This is a genomic window from Mesorhizobium sp. WSM4816 (genome assembly GCF_055811535.1).
In genome coordinates this window covers 39,345-55,278 of the sequence record NZ_JBVVQR010000031.1, presented here as the reverse complement: position 1 = coordinate 55,278, position 15,934 = coordinate 39,345, and the positions used below count along the sequence as shown (strand labels likewise).

Here is a 15,934-nt window from a genome sequence, read left to right as displayed (position 1 = left end):
GACGTTCGTCCTCGGCAAGATTGTCACAATTCGGTCACTCGCCGCCAAATTGCCGACTGTCCGGACACGGCGGACTGAAGCAACGCAGCATTTTCCACTTTGAGGCGAAGTAATTCTCAACTATGGTCCGCCAAGCTTTTGGCATGGGGGGGAATATTGCCGATGGTTTTGTCACGCAGGGGTGTCGTGCTCGGCGGCCTGGCGCTGGTCGCGATGGGTGCAACCAGCAATATTGCTCAAGCCGCGGCGGCAAAATCCTTTTTCGCCGGTACCGCCAGCGACAACAATTTTGTCTATCGCAAGACCAACTTCGCCAAGATCGACAAGAGATGGCATCGCCAGATCGTCAAGTATTTCAGCAGCGAGCCGGTCGGCACCGTCGTCGTCGATACCCGCCACCACTTCCTCTACGTCATCATGGAAAACAAGACCGCCATCCGCTACGGCGTCGGCGTCGGCAAGGACGGCTTCAAATGGTACGGCCGCGCGACGATCGACCGCCGCGCGCTGTGGCCGCAATGGGTCCCGCCCCCCGAAATGCGTAAGCGCAAGCCGGACCTACCGCACATGGTCGCAGGCGGCGCGTCCAACAATCCGCTCGGGCCGCGCGCGCTCTATCTGCACCGCAACGGCGCCGACACCGGCTACCGCCTGCATGGCACGCTGGAGCCATGGAGCATCGGCACCGACGCTTCCAGCGGCTGCATCCGCATGTTCCCGGAAGACATCATCGACCTCTACCAGCGCTGCCCGATCGGCACCGCGGTGCAGGTCCTGCCGCACATCGCCGACCAGGCGCCCGCTTCCACCACTGTCGAATGATTGGCGCCTCATGAACCGCATGATTGAGAACACGCGCCGGCTGCTCGCCGCCGGCCTGCTGGTGCTGGCCGCATCCTGCTCGACCAGCAACACGCTGGCCCCTTCCACGCCCGACATCACCAACACCGAGGTTGCCGGCTTCCAGAACGTGCAGCCGGGCAGCGAGGAGGATTTTATCCTCAATGTCGGCCGCCGCACCTATTTCACGCAAGGTTCGGCCGCGCTCGATTCTGTCGCCAAGGCCACCCTCGACACCCAGATCGCCTGGTTAGCAAAGCATCCGCGCTGGCTGCTCAAGCTGCAGGGTTTCGCCGACGATCCCGGCGCAAGTGAAACGGCGCTGTCGCAGCAGCGCGCCGATGCGGTGATGGACTACCTCGCCGCCGGCGGCATAGGCCGCAACCGCATGTGGGCCAAGGGCTACGGCAAGGACAGGCTCGTCCGCGACTGCCCCGACACCGCCTGCAGGTCGCAGAACCGCCGCGTTGTGTCTAATTTGCGCGATTTGAGGGACGAGCCGTAGGGGGCTGCTGTTCTGCTTGTGACCCGAAGCAGAGTCTCACACGCGACGGCGGCATGGCTGCTTTTGCGCCTCATGTCGGCCGTAAAGATCAGCTTTGCGGCTTCCTGAAAGTAGACAGCGCTGGAGGTCGCGGTTGCGCCATTGCCAAGCACCGAGCGAGCTAATCAGACGCCGGGCCGTCCTCGAGCGGACGCGCTCACTCTTTCAGCCGTGTATAGAGGCCGCGTGTGGCCAACGTCTCTTGCTGTCCGGGACGCGTGAAATAGAGCTCAAAGACATGGCGATCGTTGTTCTCGATTTTGATTATTGTGCGCATGCCGATCGACTTGCCGACCGTGTCTTCGCCAGCCACACCCTGGTCGGTGAAGGCCCCGGACATGCTGATGGGCCTTTGATTTCCGGATCCAGGGGTGCCTTCGTAGTACATCATGGTTGTGTTGACAGGATCGATCGTAATCCACTCGTATCGGTCGTCCATGATACTGTAGCCGAGCCAGCCTTTGCGCCAGATTGGCGCTCCATCCAGCGTCCCCTCCATCGTGTCTTCGATGTAACGGCCGCCTGCCAACCACTGCCGACGGCTAATGAGGTCGTCCGTCACGAGCGGCGGCTGATCGGGGCTGCGGCCGAGCGTGCCGTAGAAGCTCAACTGGACCCGCCAGGTGCCAACTAGTGGCGCCAGAACCTCATGCGCCTGACCCGGCAATCCGCGACTAAGCCATTTGGGTAACTCGGACTGCGTCGGGGGCGCAGCCGCGGCCGAGCCATCTTGAGCCAATGCGCCGGAAGGAACCGGGATGGCAAACGCAACGACAATTAGGGCAACGTGTAGTGTCTCAATGATTCTTTTCATCTGCGGTCCATTGTTTATTGGAAATTGCTGTAACGCGCTTGGTTGAGGGTCACCGTTGTGAACTTTCCGCGTGAACCGGATCGATACTGATCTCTTAACCCTTGAGGCTCTATCTGTTAGATCATTCGATGCTGACCAGCGTTTCACCTCCTGAAACTTCTAGAATAGCGCCGGTCACGAAATCATTAGTCATCAGGAAAAGTGCGGCCTTGCCGATATCGTCGACTTTTCCAACGCGACCTGCTGGGAAGCTCTCGCGCACCAGCGCGAAAAACGCCTCCCGCTTGGTTTGCGGCATGCCGGCCCACATTTCGCTGTCTATGACGCCTGGACGGATTGTGTTGACGCGGATCGGGCCGAGTTCGAGCGCAAGGGCTCGTGTCAGCGCCTCCAGACCAGCGAACGCGACCATCATCATCGAAGCGCCCATGCGAGGCTTGGTCACCAAGCCGCCAGTAGTGAATGTGATCGAACCGCCTTTCCGCATCTTGGGCGCCGCGTGCCGCGCGCAAGACCAACTGCCCAGGAGCTTGCCATACAGAACGGCCTGCGCGTCGGCCAGCGTTTGGGAGAGGAAGGTTCCTCCAGGACTTGGTGGAGTTGCGGTGATGAGAAGGTGGTCGAGCGCCCCCAGCGTTTCGAATACTTGCTCGACCGCCGCATCGTCGGTCATGTCCAGCGACTGGAAGGTAATTGAACCGTGGGCGCTTTGTTCTGCAGCCAATTTCGCCGGTGGCCGCCGCCCGAGCGCGATGACCTCGGCGCCTGCGCGCGAGGCCGCAAGAGCCGCCCCCATGCCCATGCCGCTTGTCCCGCCAACGATCACGACTCGCTGATTCAGAAGAGACTGTTCGTCACCGGTCATCGCGGATCTCTGCCGCTGGCATATGGGCTCAGCATCTCAAGCCACTGCGTCTCCATGTCGCCCGGTTCGAGCTCACCACCATCTACGACGAACCTCTGGACATAGGCTTCGCTGAAGTGGCTCTTGACTGCATCGACACTGCGCCAGACTTCGTAGATGACGATGAGATCGGGGTCGGATCGATCACGATGGATGTGGAATTGTAGACAGCCCGTTTCTGATCTCGTCGCTTCGAGATCCTCAAGCATCCGGGTAACGAGCGCTTCGCCTTGACCAGGAGCGGCGCGATGCTTGGCGATAATGCAATAGGGCGTGTGTTCGCCAGTGGCTGGTGGGGGAAGATCAGGCAACACCAACGCCATATGAGTCTCCTTCTGGTAGCGGCCTAGGAGGTATTCTGCATTCACACGTCTTGCGTTCATGGCGCATGCGAAATGCCGGCTATTGCTCCTTCGATAATCCACCGCGATGCAGTCGCTGCTTTGGCTCGCGAATCGGTCGAAGTGGTTACGGCATTTGAGAATTTGCAGATCCTGGCGCGGCGCCGCTATGGCAGAAACGCTTGAATGTCTGACCGTTTGTCGCACTGATTACATTAGCCGCGGATCGCATCAGGCGATATGCAGGACCGATCCCGTCTCTGCTATGCTCACCCGCGCCCGGAATCTCGGACCGCGCCTGGCGAGACGCCTATGAAGCGTTTGAATGCCCTGCTGAAGGATGCATCGGACTCATATCCCAACTCAGACGCGACCTGTGACAGCGACATATATCCGTTCCGCAACCAGGATTCGGCCAGCCTAAGCCTCCATTGCAGGAGATAGCGGGCGGGAGATACCGACAACAGACCCTTGAATCGCTGCGAAAACCTCGATCGCGACAGCCCAGACAATGCCGCCAGGCGATCGACTGGCCAGTCTTCGCCGGGGGAGCGATGGATTCTTGCAAGCGCAGACCCGATTTGCGGATCCCGCACGGCTGCCAGCCAACCAGTCAGATTGTCGGAACACGTCTCGACCCAGGATCTGATTACTTGCGTCATGACAATATCAGCAAGGCGCGCCATTACCGTTGCCGATCCGATTCTTTGCCCATCAGCCTCCCGCGCCATCATAGCAAGGAGGTTTGGCAGGTCAGTATCGCTGTGCTCTGCATAGCGGATATGCATCACCCGAGGCAGCAGTTCCAGGAGCGGATTTGCCGTCGGCCCCTCAAAGCCGATCGTACAGCATGCGATCAGCGATCGCGGACCGCCGCCGCCGGACTTCAATTCGTAGGTTCCATTCCCGATCAACGCCGGTTTGATATCGTCCAGTGGCAAGGCTCTCCCTTTGGGGCGGTCGGACATGGTGTGCTCTGTTCCGTGGGGAAGAAGAAGCACATCGCCGCATTCCAGCAGCAGCGGTGGCAAGCTCTTGGCTTGTATCCAGCACTGACCCTCGAGCAGCGCATGAAATCGTACGCCCTCCCTGAACGGCACGGCGATGCCCCAGGGCGCCGTCAACTCGCTGCGGCCGTATCTCGCATGGGCAAGGCGCAGGTCGCGCAGCACCTCGCTCAACAAATCATTCTCGGCCGGCTGGTAGCCCATCGTTGCACGTCCAAGACCGGGCCGATTCATGGATCTAAGCGGATCGTCCATATGCATTCCTTGCCTCGAACCTTTGCATACTCTTTATGCATCCCGTTATCTCTTGGTGGGCAGAAAATGCTACTGATCGATCCTCTAGGTCCTAAATCTAATAGGTCTGCATGATGGCGGCTGCGCGACTACCGAATTTTCTCGGCTCGCGCGTTCCCATACCGAGGCGACGGCGCAATGTCGGTGTTTGGCAGACTACGTCGTGTAGCTGATCTGCTCGACGATAGAGTTCCAATCAAGTCCGGCTCTTTCGTGCGATATGGGAAGTCCGCAACGGAACATCAGCGCAGGTTGCCGCGAATGTCGGCTATCCGATAGCAAAAGATGGGGGATCCCTGCGCCGAGCTGTATGTCTGCTCACCTGCATATCAAACTACAAGCTGCCGGTCCGCCCTCGGCCTCACTTGCGTCATCGCCTGCTTCAGCCTGACCGATCGAACTGGTCATCGGCCCAATGCAGGATTCGTCCGCACTGAGGCAGAACACTGATGCGTTGGCGCAATAGCAACGAACTGAGCACTCCCCCGGCCCAACGACCGGTCATGGCGCGGCTGCTCGTCGCTAAGGTTCTTTCTTCCGCAGGTCTTTGACGACATCGAGAAACGCCCGCAGTGCGGGCGGTACGGCTCGATGTCCGGGGTAGTAAACCGCAACTTCTTCCGCAGCGGGCATCCACGCGGTCAGGACCTTGCGCAGCCGGCCGCCGGACAAGGCCGCTTCGGCGGCCCAATCGGCCACGTAGGCGACGCCCAGATCCTCAATTGCGGCTTCGACCATCAGTTCCTCGTCGTCGAGGACGACGGGGCCGTTTGCCTCGATCGAGAGTTCCTGGCCGGCGCGTTCGAACTCCCATCGGTAAAGCTTGCCGCTGGGCATGCGGTGGCCGATGCAATGATGGCGTTGCAATTCCTCGGGGGTTTTCGGGTCGCCGAAGCGATCGAGGTAGGCGGGCGACGCGACACAGATGAACCTCAACGCGCGTGCAAGCGGCACGGCGATCATGTCCTTGGGGACCGATCCGAGGAGGCGCACGCCGGCATCGAAGCCGCTGGACACGATGTCGATGAGCCGCCCCTCGACGACGATGTCCACGATCACGTCCGGATGGCGCTCCGCCATCCGCGGAAGAACCCCGCGAACGAGAAGCCCGGCCACCAGTCGCGGTGCGTTGATGCGGACGGTGCCCGCGACATTGCCCCTGAACCCGGCGACGCTGTCGAGCGCCTCGTCCAGCGAGGCGAGCGCCGGCTGAAGGCGATCGAGCAACTGGAAACCGGCTTCCGTCGGCGAGACGCTGCGTGTGGTGCGGTTGAGAAGGCGCAGGCCCATGCGCTCCTCGAGCGCACGCATGGCGTGGCTCAATGTGGATGGCGCCGTGCCGATCTCGTCGGCTGCGCGGCGGAAGCTGCGGTGCGTGGCAACGGCCACGAAGGCGGTGAGATCGTTGAGGGACGGGCGGGACATTGATGGCAATTTTGCATCACCTCATGCCGATTTCAACGCTAATGCGCGTAATGCAATTGCCCTATCTCCTGCTTGCATCAACTCGGCGGCTCCGGGCGGTCCGCTCCCGTTATCAAGACAGAAGGAACATGAAATGCCTGCACGTGACGCCATCTATCCGGCCAAACGCCACGCCTTATACGATATCCATCGATTTTCCGCGGCCATTCGCTCCGGCGACCTTCTCTTCGTATCGGGTCAGGTCGGCAGCCGTGAGGACGGCTCGCCCGAGCGCGCATTCGAGGATCAGGTTCGGCGGGCTTTCGCCAATCTGCGCGCGGTCCTGGCCGCCGCCGGGTGCAGCTTCGACGACGTTGTCGACGTCACCACCTTCCACACCAACCCGGACCAACAGATCGAAACGGTGTTGGCGGTCCGGGCGGAGGAGATCGGCGGACCTCCCTATCCGAACTGGACGGCAGTGGGCGTCAATTGGCTTGCCGGCTTCGATTTCGAGATCAAGGTCATCGCCCGCATCCCTTCGACGCCCAGCGGCCAGCCGGCGGGCTGATCGCTCGCCCTGCAATCTACGGCAAAGCTGCCCCTGGCAGACAGCCCGCTCCCTACACGTCAGGACGCCATTTCGTCCTGACGCAGGATGGGTCAGCAACTCCCATGATCCGGCCGCGTGACGCGTTCTTTCAGCCTTTTCGTAGCACGTGAGTGCCTTTCTCTTCTGATATTGCATTATGATCGTAATATGTTATAATGATCATAATTCAACCGGCGAGAGAAGTCTGGCCCTCACGATTTGGAGTACGAAATGAATGCGAATTCCGAAAAAACCGCTGTGGTGACCGGAGCGTCCTCGGGCATTGGCCACGCCAGCGCCGAGGCGCTTGCGCGGGCAGGATTCACCGTCTTCGGGACAAGTCGCCGCCCTGTCGGCAACGGCCCGGAGGGAGTGACCATGCTGGTTTGCGACGTGACTGATGACGCTTCTGTCGGCGCCCTCGTTTCGACCGTGCTGGCGCAGACCGGGCGGATCGACCTCCTGGTCAACAATGCCGGCGTCGGTCTGCTTGGCGGTGCCGAGGAATCCTCGGTCGCACAGGTGCAGGCCCTGTTCGACGTCAATCTGTTCGGCGTCATCCGCATGATCAATGCTGTGTTGCCGTCGATGCGGCAGCGCGGCGCAGGGCACATCATCAATATCGGCTCGATTCTGGGATTGGTGCCGGCGCCATACTCAGCCCATTACTCTGCGGTCAAGCACGCGCTTGAGGGCTATTCGGAATCGCTCGATCACGAGGTTCGTGCTTTTGGTATTCGCGTCTCGGTCATCGAGCCGGCATTCGTGCGTACCGTCTTCGACCAGAACGGGATCGAGCCGGATTCGGTGTTGCAGGAATATGATCGGGCGCGCGCCGGGCTCAAGGCGCTGCTGGGCGATGTGATGCCCAAAGCCGATCCGCCGGAAGTGGTGGCGGCTGTCGTGGTCAAGGCGGCGACCGATGCCCGCCCGCGGCGTCGCTATACCGCCGGCAAGGCAGCGCGCCAGGTCAGCATTCTGCGCCGCTTTGCCCCCGCAGAGATGTTCGACAAGAGCTTGCGCAAACAGTTCCGCCTGCCGGTCTGAACCCGGTTAGCAGTGCTCCACCGCCAACGGCTCCGCATCGAAGCGAACGGCGCCTGTGTTCAGCAAGAACAGTCGAGCGCGTTGTCTCGCAAGCTGGCAGATTGCTCTCACCACAGGAGAGCAAGATGCGGCAAGATCCCTACCACACGCGTATGAAACGGGTGTTGAACTACATCGACCGGCATCTGGAGGATGATCTTGGCCTGGACACGCTTAGTGCCGTTGCGGCCTTGTCCAAGTACCATTTCCACCGCCAATTCAGGGGATATTTCGGCATATCAGTGCATCGCTACGTTCAACTCGTTCGCATGAAACGGGCGGGACAGGTGCTTGCCTTCAAGGACGAGGCGAGCGTGACCGAAACCGCGCTGGACGTCGGTTACGATGCGCCCGACGCCTTCGCCCGCGCGTTTCGGAAAAGCTTTGGGCAATTGCCTTCCCCATTTCGGGACACGCCCGACTGGAGGTGTGGTTTGCCGGCCTGTGGCCATTGACCAACGCGAGGAGCAACTTCATGAAAACGGCGTATTCATTGGCTGACGTCAACATCATCGACGTGCCGAAAACACCCGTCGCCGTCCTGCAGCACCGAGGCAATCCGGCCCTGGTCGCCGAGACTATCCAGAAATTCATCCCCTGGCGAAGGTCTGTCGGTTTGAGCGCCGCGTCCAGTGCGACCTACAATGTGTTTCATTCGGATTCCGACATGACGCCGCCGGACGAACTCCGCCTCGACATCTGTGCAGCGACCGATCGGAAAATCGAGCTGAACGAGCAGGGTGTGGAAGCCGGTGTCCTTCCGGCCGGACGATGTGCCGTGCTTCGCGCAATCGGAGCAGAAAATGTCGAGCCGGCGATCGAATTCCTGTATCGCGACTGGTTGCCGGCAAGCGGTGAGGCCCTTCGGGATTTCCCCTCTACTGTCAGCGGATGAGTATTGTTCCGATGGTTGCCGAGCACGAGGCAATCACCGACATCTTCCTGCCATTGGTATGATTTGCTGGCCCTCAGATGGCCGTCATCTCCACTACAGTCGAACGTGGGTCAAATCACCACTGGAGACAGCTAAATTCCGCGCCGAGCTAATGTCTGCCTGGTCCGCACCGCGACCTCCAGAACAGTTCGCCAACAAACACGAGCTGTTGCACAGTGCAGCGGCATTGTCAGGTTTTTAACCAAGAAGCCATGTAGCGCCTGGCACTACGCGTATGGATTGGGATGGTCATCACCGCGATCGCGTCAGTAAGGAGATAAAATGGAAAAGGTGCTCGGCATCGGTGGCTTCTTCTTCCGAGCGAAGGAGCCCGATGCGCTCGCTCGATGGTATGCCGGCCATCTCGGCGTTGCGCTGCCGCCAGAAAGCTATGATGACCGCTCGTGGGAGCAACAGCAGGGCGCCACCGTCTTTGCTCCCTTTGCCGCGACTAGTGACTACTTCGGTCGGGTCGATCAGCAGTGGATGATCAATTTCCGGGTGCGCGACCTCCAGGCCATGGTCGCACAGCTCACGGCAGCCGGAATTGCGGTCGAGGTCGACACCGAACATTACCCTAATGGCTGGTTCGCCCGGCTTGCCGATCCAGAGGGCAACCCGATCCAACTCTGGCAGGCGGAGGGGGCCGACCGTGATTGAAGGCGCAGGCGGAAACGCAAGCGCCGAACCTGGGCTTCGGTTGAGACCGTTCTAGAGCATCTTTCCTGAACGCGGGTCGGCTCGAGGCGTTGTGTTCCAGGGAGCCGCTTTGCGGCCTCAGTTTCTAACGTCGATCGCCGATGACATATCCGCCGCCGCCGTGACAATGGCACGTCTCAACCATATGTGCCTGGGCGCGTCCTGCTGGCGCGCGTGCCAGACGAGGCTCATCGTGAAGCTGCCAAGATCGAGGGGCGGCGGCAACGACACGAAGCGCTTCATGTTGGCGGCCGCTCGCGCCAGGCTCGAAGGCAGGGTCATGATCAGGTCGGAGCGAGCGGCGATCTCGACCGCCGCGAAGAAGTTCGGCACGCGCAGCTTCACCCGCCGCGTTCGGCCGATGCGGGCAAGCACCTCGTCGACAGGCGCAGGCCCGACGCCGGTGACGCTCACCACGATATGCTCAAGCGCCAGGAAACGCTCGAGCGTCAGCTTTCGGGCGAGCGCCGGGTGCTCCGCCCGCATCAGCGTCACGAGCTTCTCGTCATAGAGACCGCGCCGGCGGATGCCGGCCGGGGCTTCGTCGACCAGCGCCACCATCGCATCGGCGATACCCTGCTCCAGCGCTTCGACCGCGTCCGTGCCCGGCGCGACGATATCGAGATCGAGGGAAGGCGCCTCGCGTCCAAGCCGGGCGAGCAGATGCGGCGCCAGCACGGCGGCCTGGAGATCGGGCATCAGCAGCCGGATCCGGCCGGTTGCCGTGTCGGGATCGAACGCGTTCGCCTCGACCATCTCTCGCACACCCGCCAAGATACCGCGCAGCACCGGGCGCACCTCTTCCGCACGGGCGCTGAGGACATAGCCGCCCGGACCGTCGACCAGCAGCGCGTCCGAAAACAGCGCGCGCAATCGGCCGAGCGCCCGGCTCGCGGCGGGCTGGCTCATGCCGAGCCGGCTTGCGGCGCGGGTGACGTTCTTCTCGTCCAGCAGCGCTTCGAGCGCCACCAGCAGGTTCAGGTCGATCCGGCGTAAATCCACTTCGCGCATGGGGACTATATACACCATGCATTGGACGCATGGAAAGCCTGCGCCTATCGTTCTCCCCGTCAAGTGAGATGAGGAGAAGAAGTGATGTATGTCGTGCTTGGAGCAAACGGACGGGCCGGCGGCGAGGTCGCGCGCGCCCTGATCGCAGGCGGCGAAGCCGTGCGCGTCGTCCTGCGTCGCAAGGAACAAGGCGAAAAATGGACGGCCCTCGGCGCCGAGGTGGCCGTCGCAAGCATGGAGGATGCCGGCGCCATGGCCGCTGCGCTGACCGGCGCGCGGGCCGCGTTCCTGCTCAACCCGCCGCCAGTGAGCGGTGATCCCTATCAGCGCACGGAAGAAATCGGCGCCGCGCTTGCCGATGCGGCACGGCGTGCAGGTCTGCCAAAGGCCGTCGTACTGTCGTCCATCGGGGCGCAGCATGCCTCCGGCACCGGCGTCATCGCCACCCTCAACCGGTTCGAGGCGCTGCTCGGCGGCGTGGCGCCGGCCACCGCCTTCCTGCGGTCGGGGTATTTTGTCGAAACCTGGAGCGAGGTGGCGCAACCGGTCCTGTCGCAAAGCATACTGCCGACCTTTATCGAGCCCTCGCAGAAAATCCCGATGGTGAGCACGATCGATGTCGGGCGCGCAGCAGCGACCGTGCTGTGCGAGGAATGGACCGGCAAGCGGGTCGTGGAACTGGGCGGACCGGAAGACTGGAGCGCCGGCGACGTGGCATCGGCCTTCGCGGACGTTCTCGGCCGGCCGGTAACGGCTGTGCTTGTTCCGCCGGAGGAGCGTGCCGCGCTGCTCGCCGAGGAAGGCGTGCCGGGCGAGGTGGCAGACGCGCTGCTCGGCATGTATGAGGGAATCGCCAACGGCCTGTTGACGCGCCAGGACAGCAGCGAGCACCGGCGGGGCACGATCGCCCTGGCGACGGCGATAGAGCGCGTTGTCAAAACGGTTGAACCAGCCGGCCGCTGATCCTCGGCCGAGTAGCGACGGCCGAAACGGATCACGGGCTTCCAGCCACTTGTAGGGAACGTTTTCGGCCGCACTACCCCGCGTCTCGCCGGCCAACGCTGTCGGCGACATGCGGAACTCGCGCCACTGGTTTGGACTTAACTCCATTTCCGGACGGCAAAAAAGGAATCCTGACATGAGACTGCCTGCCCCACGCCAAATGCGTCTCTCCGGCGGAACCGAGCTTGCCTACGTCACTGCGGGCGATCCATCCAACCCGGCTTTGCTCCTCCTGCATGGGTTTCCCAGCTCCGCAAATGCATTCCGCGATGTGATTCCCGGATTGGCGGGCGCAGCCTATGTGATCGCGCCCGACCTCCCGGGCCATGGCCAGTCCGATGTCCCGCCGATACCCTCCTTCGCCGCGATCAGCGAGGCGATTTCCGAACTGCTGACCCACCTCGCGATCGGGCGCCGCTTCATCCACATTCATGACTGGGGCGCCGCCGTGGGTCTGCAGATCGTCACGCAAGCGCCCGAGCTGGTTTCGGGTCTCATCATCCAGAACGCAAACGCGCATCGAACCGGCTTCGGTCCCGTCTGGGACGCCGTGTTGAAATTTTGGTCAGAACCGACAAATGAGAACGAAGCGGCCGCGACCCCCGACCTGACCTTCGAATTCACACGCGAGCAATATTTGGGCGGCCTGCCAGAGGATGTCGCCGCCACGATCAGGGGCGACCCCTGGGTCGAGGACTGGAGGGTGATGAACCTTCCCGGCCGCATGGAGACCCACCGCGCGCTCATCGGCGACTACAAAAGCCATGCCGCGCGTTTCGATACGATCGCCGCCTATCTCAAGAGATGGCAACCGCCGGCGCTCATGCTGTGGGGCCGTCACGACCCCTATTTCGATATCGCCGAAACCCTGTCCTGGATGCAGGATCTGCCGCGCATGGAAGCGCATGTTTTCGACGGCGGGCACTTCCTGCTTGAGACGCACGCCGAACCAGCACTCTCCCTGATGATCGAGTTCATCGAGCGAACACAGGACATGCGCCCTGATCGAGCCCATCCCGGACCAGTGCGAGGAGTGCAGGCATGACATCCCCCATAAAACAGCGGCTGCGCCTGTCCGGCGGGACCGAGCTTTCCTTCATCACCGCGGGTGATGCGTCCAATCCCGCGCTGCTGCTCCTGCACGGCTTCCCGAGCTCGTCGCGCACCTTCCAAGGCATCATTCCCGGCCTTGCGCGCGTCGCCTTCGTCGTCGCCCCCGACTTGCCTGGCTACGGCCAATCGGCGCCGTTGCCCGCGCCCTCGTTCGAAGCGTTCAGCGGCGCAATCCAGGAGCTCCTGAGTCATCTCGCGATCGGTCGGCGCTTCATCTACCTGCACGATTGGGGCGCGCCTGTCGGTCTCCAGGTCGCCATGCAATCCCCCGACCTCGTCTGCGGCCTCATCATCCAGAGCGCCAACGCACACCGCACAGGGTTCGGGTCGCAATGGCAAGCCACGTTCGAGTTCTGGTCAAACCCGACGGAAGCGAACGAAAGGGAGGCTACCGCGTTTTTGACCCTGGAAGGCACAAGCGAGCAATATCTGGGCGGCTTGCCGGAGGATGTCGCTGCCCGGATCAAAGGCGAACCCTGGATCGAGGACTGGAGGGTGATGAATCAGCCTGGCGGCATGGAAACACAACGCGCGCTCCTCGTCGACTACGCCAACCATGTCGCGCGCTTCAGTCTCATCGCCGACTATATCGAAACGTGGCAACCGCCGGCGCTCATGCTGTGGGGCCGCCACGACCCGTTCTTCGACATCGCCGAAACACTGTCGTGGATGCAAGACCTTCCACGTATGGAAGCGCACATCTTCGACGGCGGCCACTTCCTGCTCGAAACCCACGCCGAGGCGGCAGCCGCGTTGATGACCGGCTTTATTGAGCGAACGCAGCGACGTTGAGCAACCGCGCGCGCCGATATGAAGCGCGCTGTACTGCGCTCGCGCCGGTCCGCCATGACCTTATCCCGCGGCAGCATTCCCGGGCTTCCCTAAAGCGCCCGGCTATTGCTGGCAGATGCCCCGGGCCGTCGCCAGCTGCTTCCGGAAGCGTCAGGATTGCGCTTGGCCATTCAGCCACGATCAGCCCGTGAGGCGCGCACGAAACAAGGTGGAGCCGTCCGTCAGGCGCAACCTGGAGATATCCCGGAATCCAGCCTCGGTCATCCACGCGCGATACTGACCTTCAGTGTACGATTCGCCGTGGCGATAGAGGTTCAGGAAGGTGAGATTCAGAAACACACCCTCAGGCGGGCCGAGGCGGTCGTCATCGACGACACCCCACCCCGCAATTGCGATCTCGCCGCCGGGTGTGAGGCAACGCGCCGCGTTCAGGATCGAACTGCGCGCCTGGTCGGGCGGCAGGACCTGGACGACGGCCTTCAGGATCGCCAGATCGTGCCGACCGATCGACGGCGCGACAGTTATGTCACCCTCTTCGACAACCACGTCGTCGGCACCGTATTCTGACAGGATATCTTTCGCGACCGCTGCGACCGTTGGGAGTTCCATCAGCGTCGCCGCAATCTGCGGCCGCCGCTCGCGAAGTCCGACGAGAATGGTCCCGGGGCCGCCGCCGATGTCGATGACCGAGCCGATCGCCGAGAGGTCCATCTCCCGGGCCAAATGGCGGCCGAAAATTACCCCGCCCGGTGCGAGCATGCGGCTGAAGGCCGCCGCTGCCTCGGGCCCGGCTTCGGAAAAGTCGTGCAGCGCAGCCGGCCGGTTCTGTCGCAGCGACTCTGCGGTCAGCAGGTCGGCTCCCCAGAGCTCGCGCAGGAGCGCATGATCGCCGCCGCGATAGGTCGGCTTGGACGCGTCGAGGAAGGCCGCCGCTTCGGCGCCGTTGCGAAATCGACCATCCTTGACTTCGAGGAGACCGATGCTGGCGAGCGCGTAGAGGAGCCGCGACAGACGATCGGGCTCGATTTTGAGCTCGGCTCCAAGGCTGTCGGCAGTCACCGCGCTGCTACCGAGCCGGGTGAAGATGCCAAGGTCCAGCCCGGCGCGAAGCGCCAAGGCGGGCGGCACCGCTGCGATCAGCTTGTCGATCCGATCAGAATCCACCATGTCCTTCCGCGATCCAGGACCGGCTTGCCTACCCATCGCGTTGACTGCTACCGCACGATTTCGCGATGGCCGCCGGGCAGGCGGGTGGCGATGAGCTTGTCGATGCGGCGGCCGTCGAGATCGACGACCTCGAAGCGCCAGCCCTGCGCATCGACGCATTCGCCGGTCGTCGGCAGATGGTGCAGATGCGCCAGCACGTAACCGGCGACAGTCTCGTAGTCGCGGTTCTCGGGCAGGTCGATGCCGAGAACGTCGGCCATCTCGTCGGCCTGCATGTAGCCGGCGAGCAACCATGAGCCGTCGTCACGCTTGACGGCGTTTTCTTCGTCGCCGGCGTCGAGGTCCGCCCGGAAGACGCCGGTGATGGCTTCCAGTATGTCGGCCGGGGTGACGATGCCTTCGAAATGGCCGTATTCGTCATGGACCAGCGCCATCGGCACGTTGGATTCCTTGAGTGTCGAAAGGACATCCAGCGCGTCGGCCTGGTCATGGACGATGGGAGCGGTGCGCACATGCCGGCGCGGGTCGAGCGCGCGACCGCCGAGCATCGCGGCCAGCACGTCGCGGGTCTGGACGACGCCGATCATGGCGTCGACGCTGCCATCGCCGGCCGGCAGGCGCGAATGCTGGGTCTCCATCAGGAGCTTCCGGATTGCCGCGTCATCGGACTGCAGGTTGATCCAGTCGACCTCGGTGCGCGGCGTCATCACCGCGCGGACGGCGCGGTCGCCGAGCCGCATGACGCCGGCGATCATGCGCCGCTCGTCGGATTCGATGGTGCCGTGATGCTCGGCCTCGGCGACCAGCATCTTGATCTCCTCGTCGGTGACCTTCTCCTCGCTTTCACCGCGCTGGCCAAGCAGCCACAGCATGGCGCGGCCGGAAATGTCGAGCAGAAAAACCAGCGGCGCCGAGACGGTGGCGAGAATGGTCATCGCCGGAGCAACCCTGGCGGCGACGCGTTCGGGATCGCGCAGCGCGATCTGCTTGGGCACCAGTTCGCCGATGATCAGCGAGAAATAGGTGATGAGGGCGACGACGATGCCGACGCCGATCGGGTCGGCAAGGCTTTCGCGGAGGCCGGTCGATGCCAGGAACACGGACAGCCGCTCGCCGAGCGTGGCGCCGGAAAAAGCGCCGGACAGAACGCCGACAAGGGTGATGCCGATCTGCACCGACGACAGGAATTTGCCTGGATTGGCGCCGAGCGCCAAGGCGCGGCCGGCGCCCTTGACGCCGCGGTCGATCATCGCCTTGAGACGGGCCGGCCGTGACGAGACAATGGCAAGTTCGGACATTGCCAGAAGGCCGTTCACGCAGATGAGGACGACCACGATGGCGATTTCAGCATAGAGCATGCGAGGTCAATAGCATTGCGGCGCGGTCTTCG

16 protein-coding genes and 1 pseudogene are annotated in these 15,934 nt (G+C 62.6%); 9 read left to right on the top strand and 8 right to left on the bottom strand.

The genetic code is table 11. The annotated features are described in order from the left end of the window. The first annotated feature begins 162 nt into the window (after positions 1–162). Together AC0L3H_RS25510 and AC0L3H_RS25505 are read left to right on the top strand one after the other, a co-directional pair. A complete protein-coding gene (locus AC0L3H_RS25510) occupies positions 163–822 on the top strand; it encodes a L,D-transpeptidase (RefSeq protein ID WP_473587296.1) in 660 nt (219 codons plus the stop codon). 10 nt (positions 823–832) lie between these two features. After that, complete coding sequence (locus AC0L3H_RS25505) at positions 833–1,345, top strand: OmpA family protein (RefSeq protein ID WP_473587295.1); 513 nt, start codon at positions 833–835, stop codon at positions 1,343–1,345. A gap of 196 nt (positions 1,346–1,541) precedes the next feature. Here the strand turns inward: AC0L3H_RS25505 and AC0L3H_RS25500 are convergent, their stop codons facing one another. From AC0L3H_RS25500 to AC0L3H_RS25480, 5 genes are all read right to left on the bottom strand, one after another. Continuing rightward, on the bottom strand, positions 1,542–2,198 hold the full coding sequence (locus tag AC0L3H_RS25500) for a DUF1579 family protein (RefSeq protein WP_473587294.1): 657 nt from the start codon (positions 2,196–2,198) through the stop codon (positions 1,542–1,544). A gap of 121 nt (positions 2,199–2,319) precedes the next feature. Next, positions 2,320–3,063: an SDR family oxidoreductase gene (locus AC0L3H_RS25495; RefSeq protein ID WP_287223615.1), complete on the bottom strand. Its 744-nt coding sequence runs from the start codon at positions 3,061–3,063 to the stop codon at positions 2,320–2,322. Beyond that, positions 3,060–3,425: a putative quinol monooxygenase gene (locus tag AC0L3H_RS25490; protein ID WP_023799825.1), complete on the bottom strand. Its 366-nt coding sequence runs from the start codon at positions 3,423–3,425 to the stop codon at positions 3,060–3,062. The genes AC0L3H_RS25495 and AC0L3H_RS25490 overlap by 4 nt, the downstream gene beginning before the upstream one ends. Before the next feature lie 287 nt (positions 3,426–3,712). After that, positions 3,713–4,705: a cupin domain-containing protein gene (locus tag AC0L3H_RS25485; RefSeq protein ID WP_473587293.1), complete on the bottom strand. Its 993-nt coding sequence runs from the start codon at positions 4,703–4,705 to the stop codon at positions 3,713–3,715. A gap of 561 nt (positions 4,706–5,266) precedes the next feature. After that, entirely contained in the window at positions 5,267–6,169 is a 903-nt protein-coding gene (locus tag AC0L3H_RS25480; protein ID WP_473587305.1) for a LysR family transcriptional regulator, read from the bottom strand. A gap of 133 nt (positions 6,170–6,302) precedes the next feature. On the opposite strand from AC0L3H_RS25480, the gene AC0L3H_RS25475 reads away from it, so the two are divergent. The 4 genes and pseudogenes from AC0L3H_RS25475 (at position 6,303) to AC0L3H_RS25460 (ending at position 9,420) form a co-directional block, all read left to right on the top strand. Beyond that, positions 6,303–6,719 carry a RidA family protein gene (locus AC0L3H_RS25475; RefSeq protein WP_473587292.1) on the top strand — a complete coding sequence of 139 codons (417 nt, stop codon included), beginning with the start codon at positions 6,303–6,305 and terminating at the stop codon, positions 6,717–6,719. Between the two features lie 252 nt (positions 6,720–6,971). Then, complete coding sequence (locus AC0L3H_RS25470; protein WP_473587291.1) at positions 6,972–7,787, top strand: oxidoreductase; 816 nt, start codon at positions 6,972–6,974, stop codon at positions 7,785–7,787. Between the two features lie 125 nt (positions 7,788–7,912). After that, positions 7,913–8,783: pseudogene (locus AC0L3H_RS25465) on the top strand (AraC family transcriptional regulator). Positions 8,784–9,042: 259 nt separating this feature from the next. Further along, the gene (locus AC0L3H_RS25460) at positions 9,043–9,420 is read left to right on the top strand and encodes a VOC family protein (protein ID WP_473508358.1); all 378 of its coding nucleotides are present in this window, start codon (positions 9,043–9,045) and stop codon (positions 9,418–9,420) included. Positions 9,421–9,537: 117 nt separating this feature from the next. On the opposite strand, the gene AC0L3H_RS25455 is transcribed toward AC0L3H_RS25460, so the two are convergent. Beyond that, positions 9,538–10,470 (bottom strand): LysR family transcriptional regulator, encoded by a 933-nt coding sequence (locus tag AC0L3H_RS25455; RefSeq protein WP_473587290.1) that lies wholly within the window; start codon positions 10,468–10,470, stop codon positions 9,538–9,540. Between the two features lie 84 nt (positions 10,471–10,554). Between AC0L3H_RS25455 and AC0L3H_RS25450 the strand changes: the two genes are divergently transcribed. The 3 genes from AC0L3H_RS25450 to AC0L3H_RS25440 all read left to right on the top strand — a co-directional run bounded on the left by AC0L3H_RS25450 (position 10,555) and on the right by AC0L3H_RS25440 (position 13,377). Continuing rightward, entirely contained in the window at positions 10,555–11,433 is an 879-nt protein-coding gene (locus tag AC0L3H_RS25450; protein WP_473587289.1) for an NmrA family NAD(P)-binding protein, read from the top strand. A gap of 175 nt (positions 11,434–11,608) precedes the next feature. Next, positions 11,609–12,517: an alpha/beta fold hydrolase gene (locus AC0L3H_RS25445; protein WP_473587288.1), complete on the top strand. Its 909-nt coding sequence runs from the start codon at positions 11,609–11,611 to the stop codon at positions 12,515–12,517. Next, the gene (locus tag AC0L3H_RS25440) at positions 12,514–13,377 is read left to right on the top strand and encodes an alpha/beta fold hydrolase (RefSeq protein WP_473495487.1); all 864 of its coding nucleotides are present in this window, start codon (positions 12,514–12,516) and stop codon (positions 13,375–13,377) included. Before AC0L3H_RS25445 ends, AC0L3H_RS25440 begins: the two co-directional genes overlap by 4 nt. Before the next feature lie 180 nt (positions 13,378–13,557). On the opposite strand, the gene AC0L3H_RS25435 is transcribed toward AC0L3H_RS25440, so the two are convergent. Together AC0L3H_RS25435 and AC0L3H_RS25430 are read right to left on the bottom strand one after the other, a co-directional pair. Continuing rightward, entirely contained in the window at positions 13,558–14,544 is a 987-nt protein-coding gene (locus AC0L3H_RS25435) for a methyltransferase (RefSeq protein ID WP_473587287.1), read from the bottom strand. A 47-nt stretch (positions 14,545–14,591) separates the two neighbouring features. After that, positions 14,592–15,902 carry a hemolysin family protein gene (locus AC0L3H_RS25430; protein ID WP_473495489.1) on the bottom strand — a complete coding sequence of 437 codons (1,311 nt, stop codon included), beginning with the start codon at positions 15,900–15,902 and terminating at the stop codon, positions 14,592–14,594. Positions 15,903–15,934: the final 32 nt, after the last annotated feature.

Bases quoted from the DNA above. Each gene is read 5' to 3' on its own strand.
- AC0L3H_RS25510 (WP_473587296.1), top strand. From the start codon at position 163: ATGGTTTTGTCACGCAGGGGTGTCGTGCTCGGCGGCCTGGCGCTGGTC.
- AC0L3H_RS25505 (WP_473587295.1), top strand. From the start codon at position 833: ATGAACCGCATGATTGAGAACACGCGCCGGCTGCTCGCCGCCGGCCTG.
- AC0L3H_RS25500 (WP_473587294.1), bottom strand. From the start codon at position 2,198: ATGAAAAGAATCATTGAGACACTACACGTTGCCCTAATTGTCGTTGCG.
- AC0L3H_RS25495 (WP_287223615.1), bottom strand. From the start codon at position 3,063: ATGACCGGTGACGAACAGTCTCTTCTGAATCAGCGAGTCGTGATCGTT.
- AC0L3H_RS25490 (WP_023799825.1), bottom strand. From the start codon at position 3,425: ATGGCGTTGGTGTTGCCTGATCTTCCCCCACCAGCCACTGGCGAACAC.
- AC0L3H_RS25485 (WP_473587293.1), bottom strand. From the start codon at position 4,705: ATGGACGATCCGCTTAGATCCATGAATCGGCCCGGTCTTGGACGTGCA.
- AC0L3H_RS25480 (WP_473587305.1), bottom strand. From the start codon at position 6,169: ATGTCCCGCCCGTCCCTCAACGATCTCACCGCCTTCGTGGCCGTTGCC.
- AC0L3H_RS25475 (WP_473587292.1), top strand. From the start codon at position 6,303: ATGCCTGCACGTGACGCCATCTATCCGGCCAAACGCCACGCCTTATAC.
- AC0L3H_RS25470 (WP_473587291.1), top strand. From the start codon at position 6,972: ATGAATGCGAATTCCGAAAAAACCGCTGTGGTGACCGGAGCGTCCTCG.
- AC0L3H_RS25460 (WP_473508358.1), top strand. From the start codon at position 9,043: ATGGAAAAGGTGCTCGGCATCGGTGGCTTCTTCTTCCGAGCGAAGGAG.
- AC0L3H_RS25455 (WP_473587290.1), bottom strand. From the start codon at position 10,470: ATGCGCGAAGTGGATTTACGCCGGATCGACCTGAACCTGCTGGTGGCG.
- AC0L3H_RS25450 (WP_473587289.1), top strand. From the start codon at position 10,555: ATGTATGTCGTGCTTGGAGCAAACGGACGGGCCGGCGGCGAGGTCGCG.
- AC0L3H_RS25445 (WP_473587288.1), top strand. From the start codon at position 11,609: ATGAGACTGCCTGCCCCACGCCAAATGCGTCTCTCCGGCGGAACCGAG.
- AC0L3H_RS25440 (WP_473495487.1), top strand. From the start codon at position 12,514: ATGACATCCCCCATAAAACAGCGGCTGCGCCTGTCCGGCGGGACCGAG.
- AC0L3H_RS25435 (WP_473587287.1), bottom strand. From the start codon at position 14,544: ATGGTGGATTCTGATCGGATCGACAAGCTGATCGCAGCGGTGCCGCCC.
- AC0L3H_RS25430 (WP_473495489.1), bottom strand. From the start codon at position 15,902: ATGCTCTATGCTGAAATCGCCATCGTGGTCGTCCTCATCTGCGTGAAC.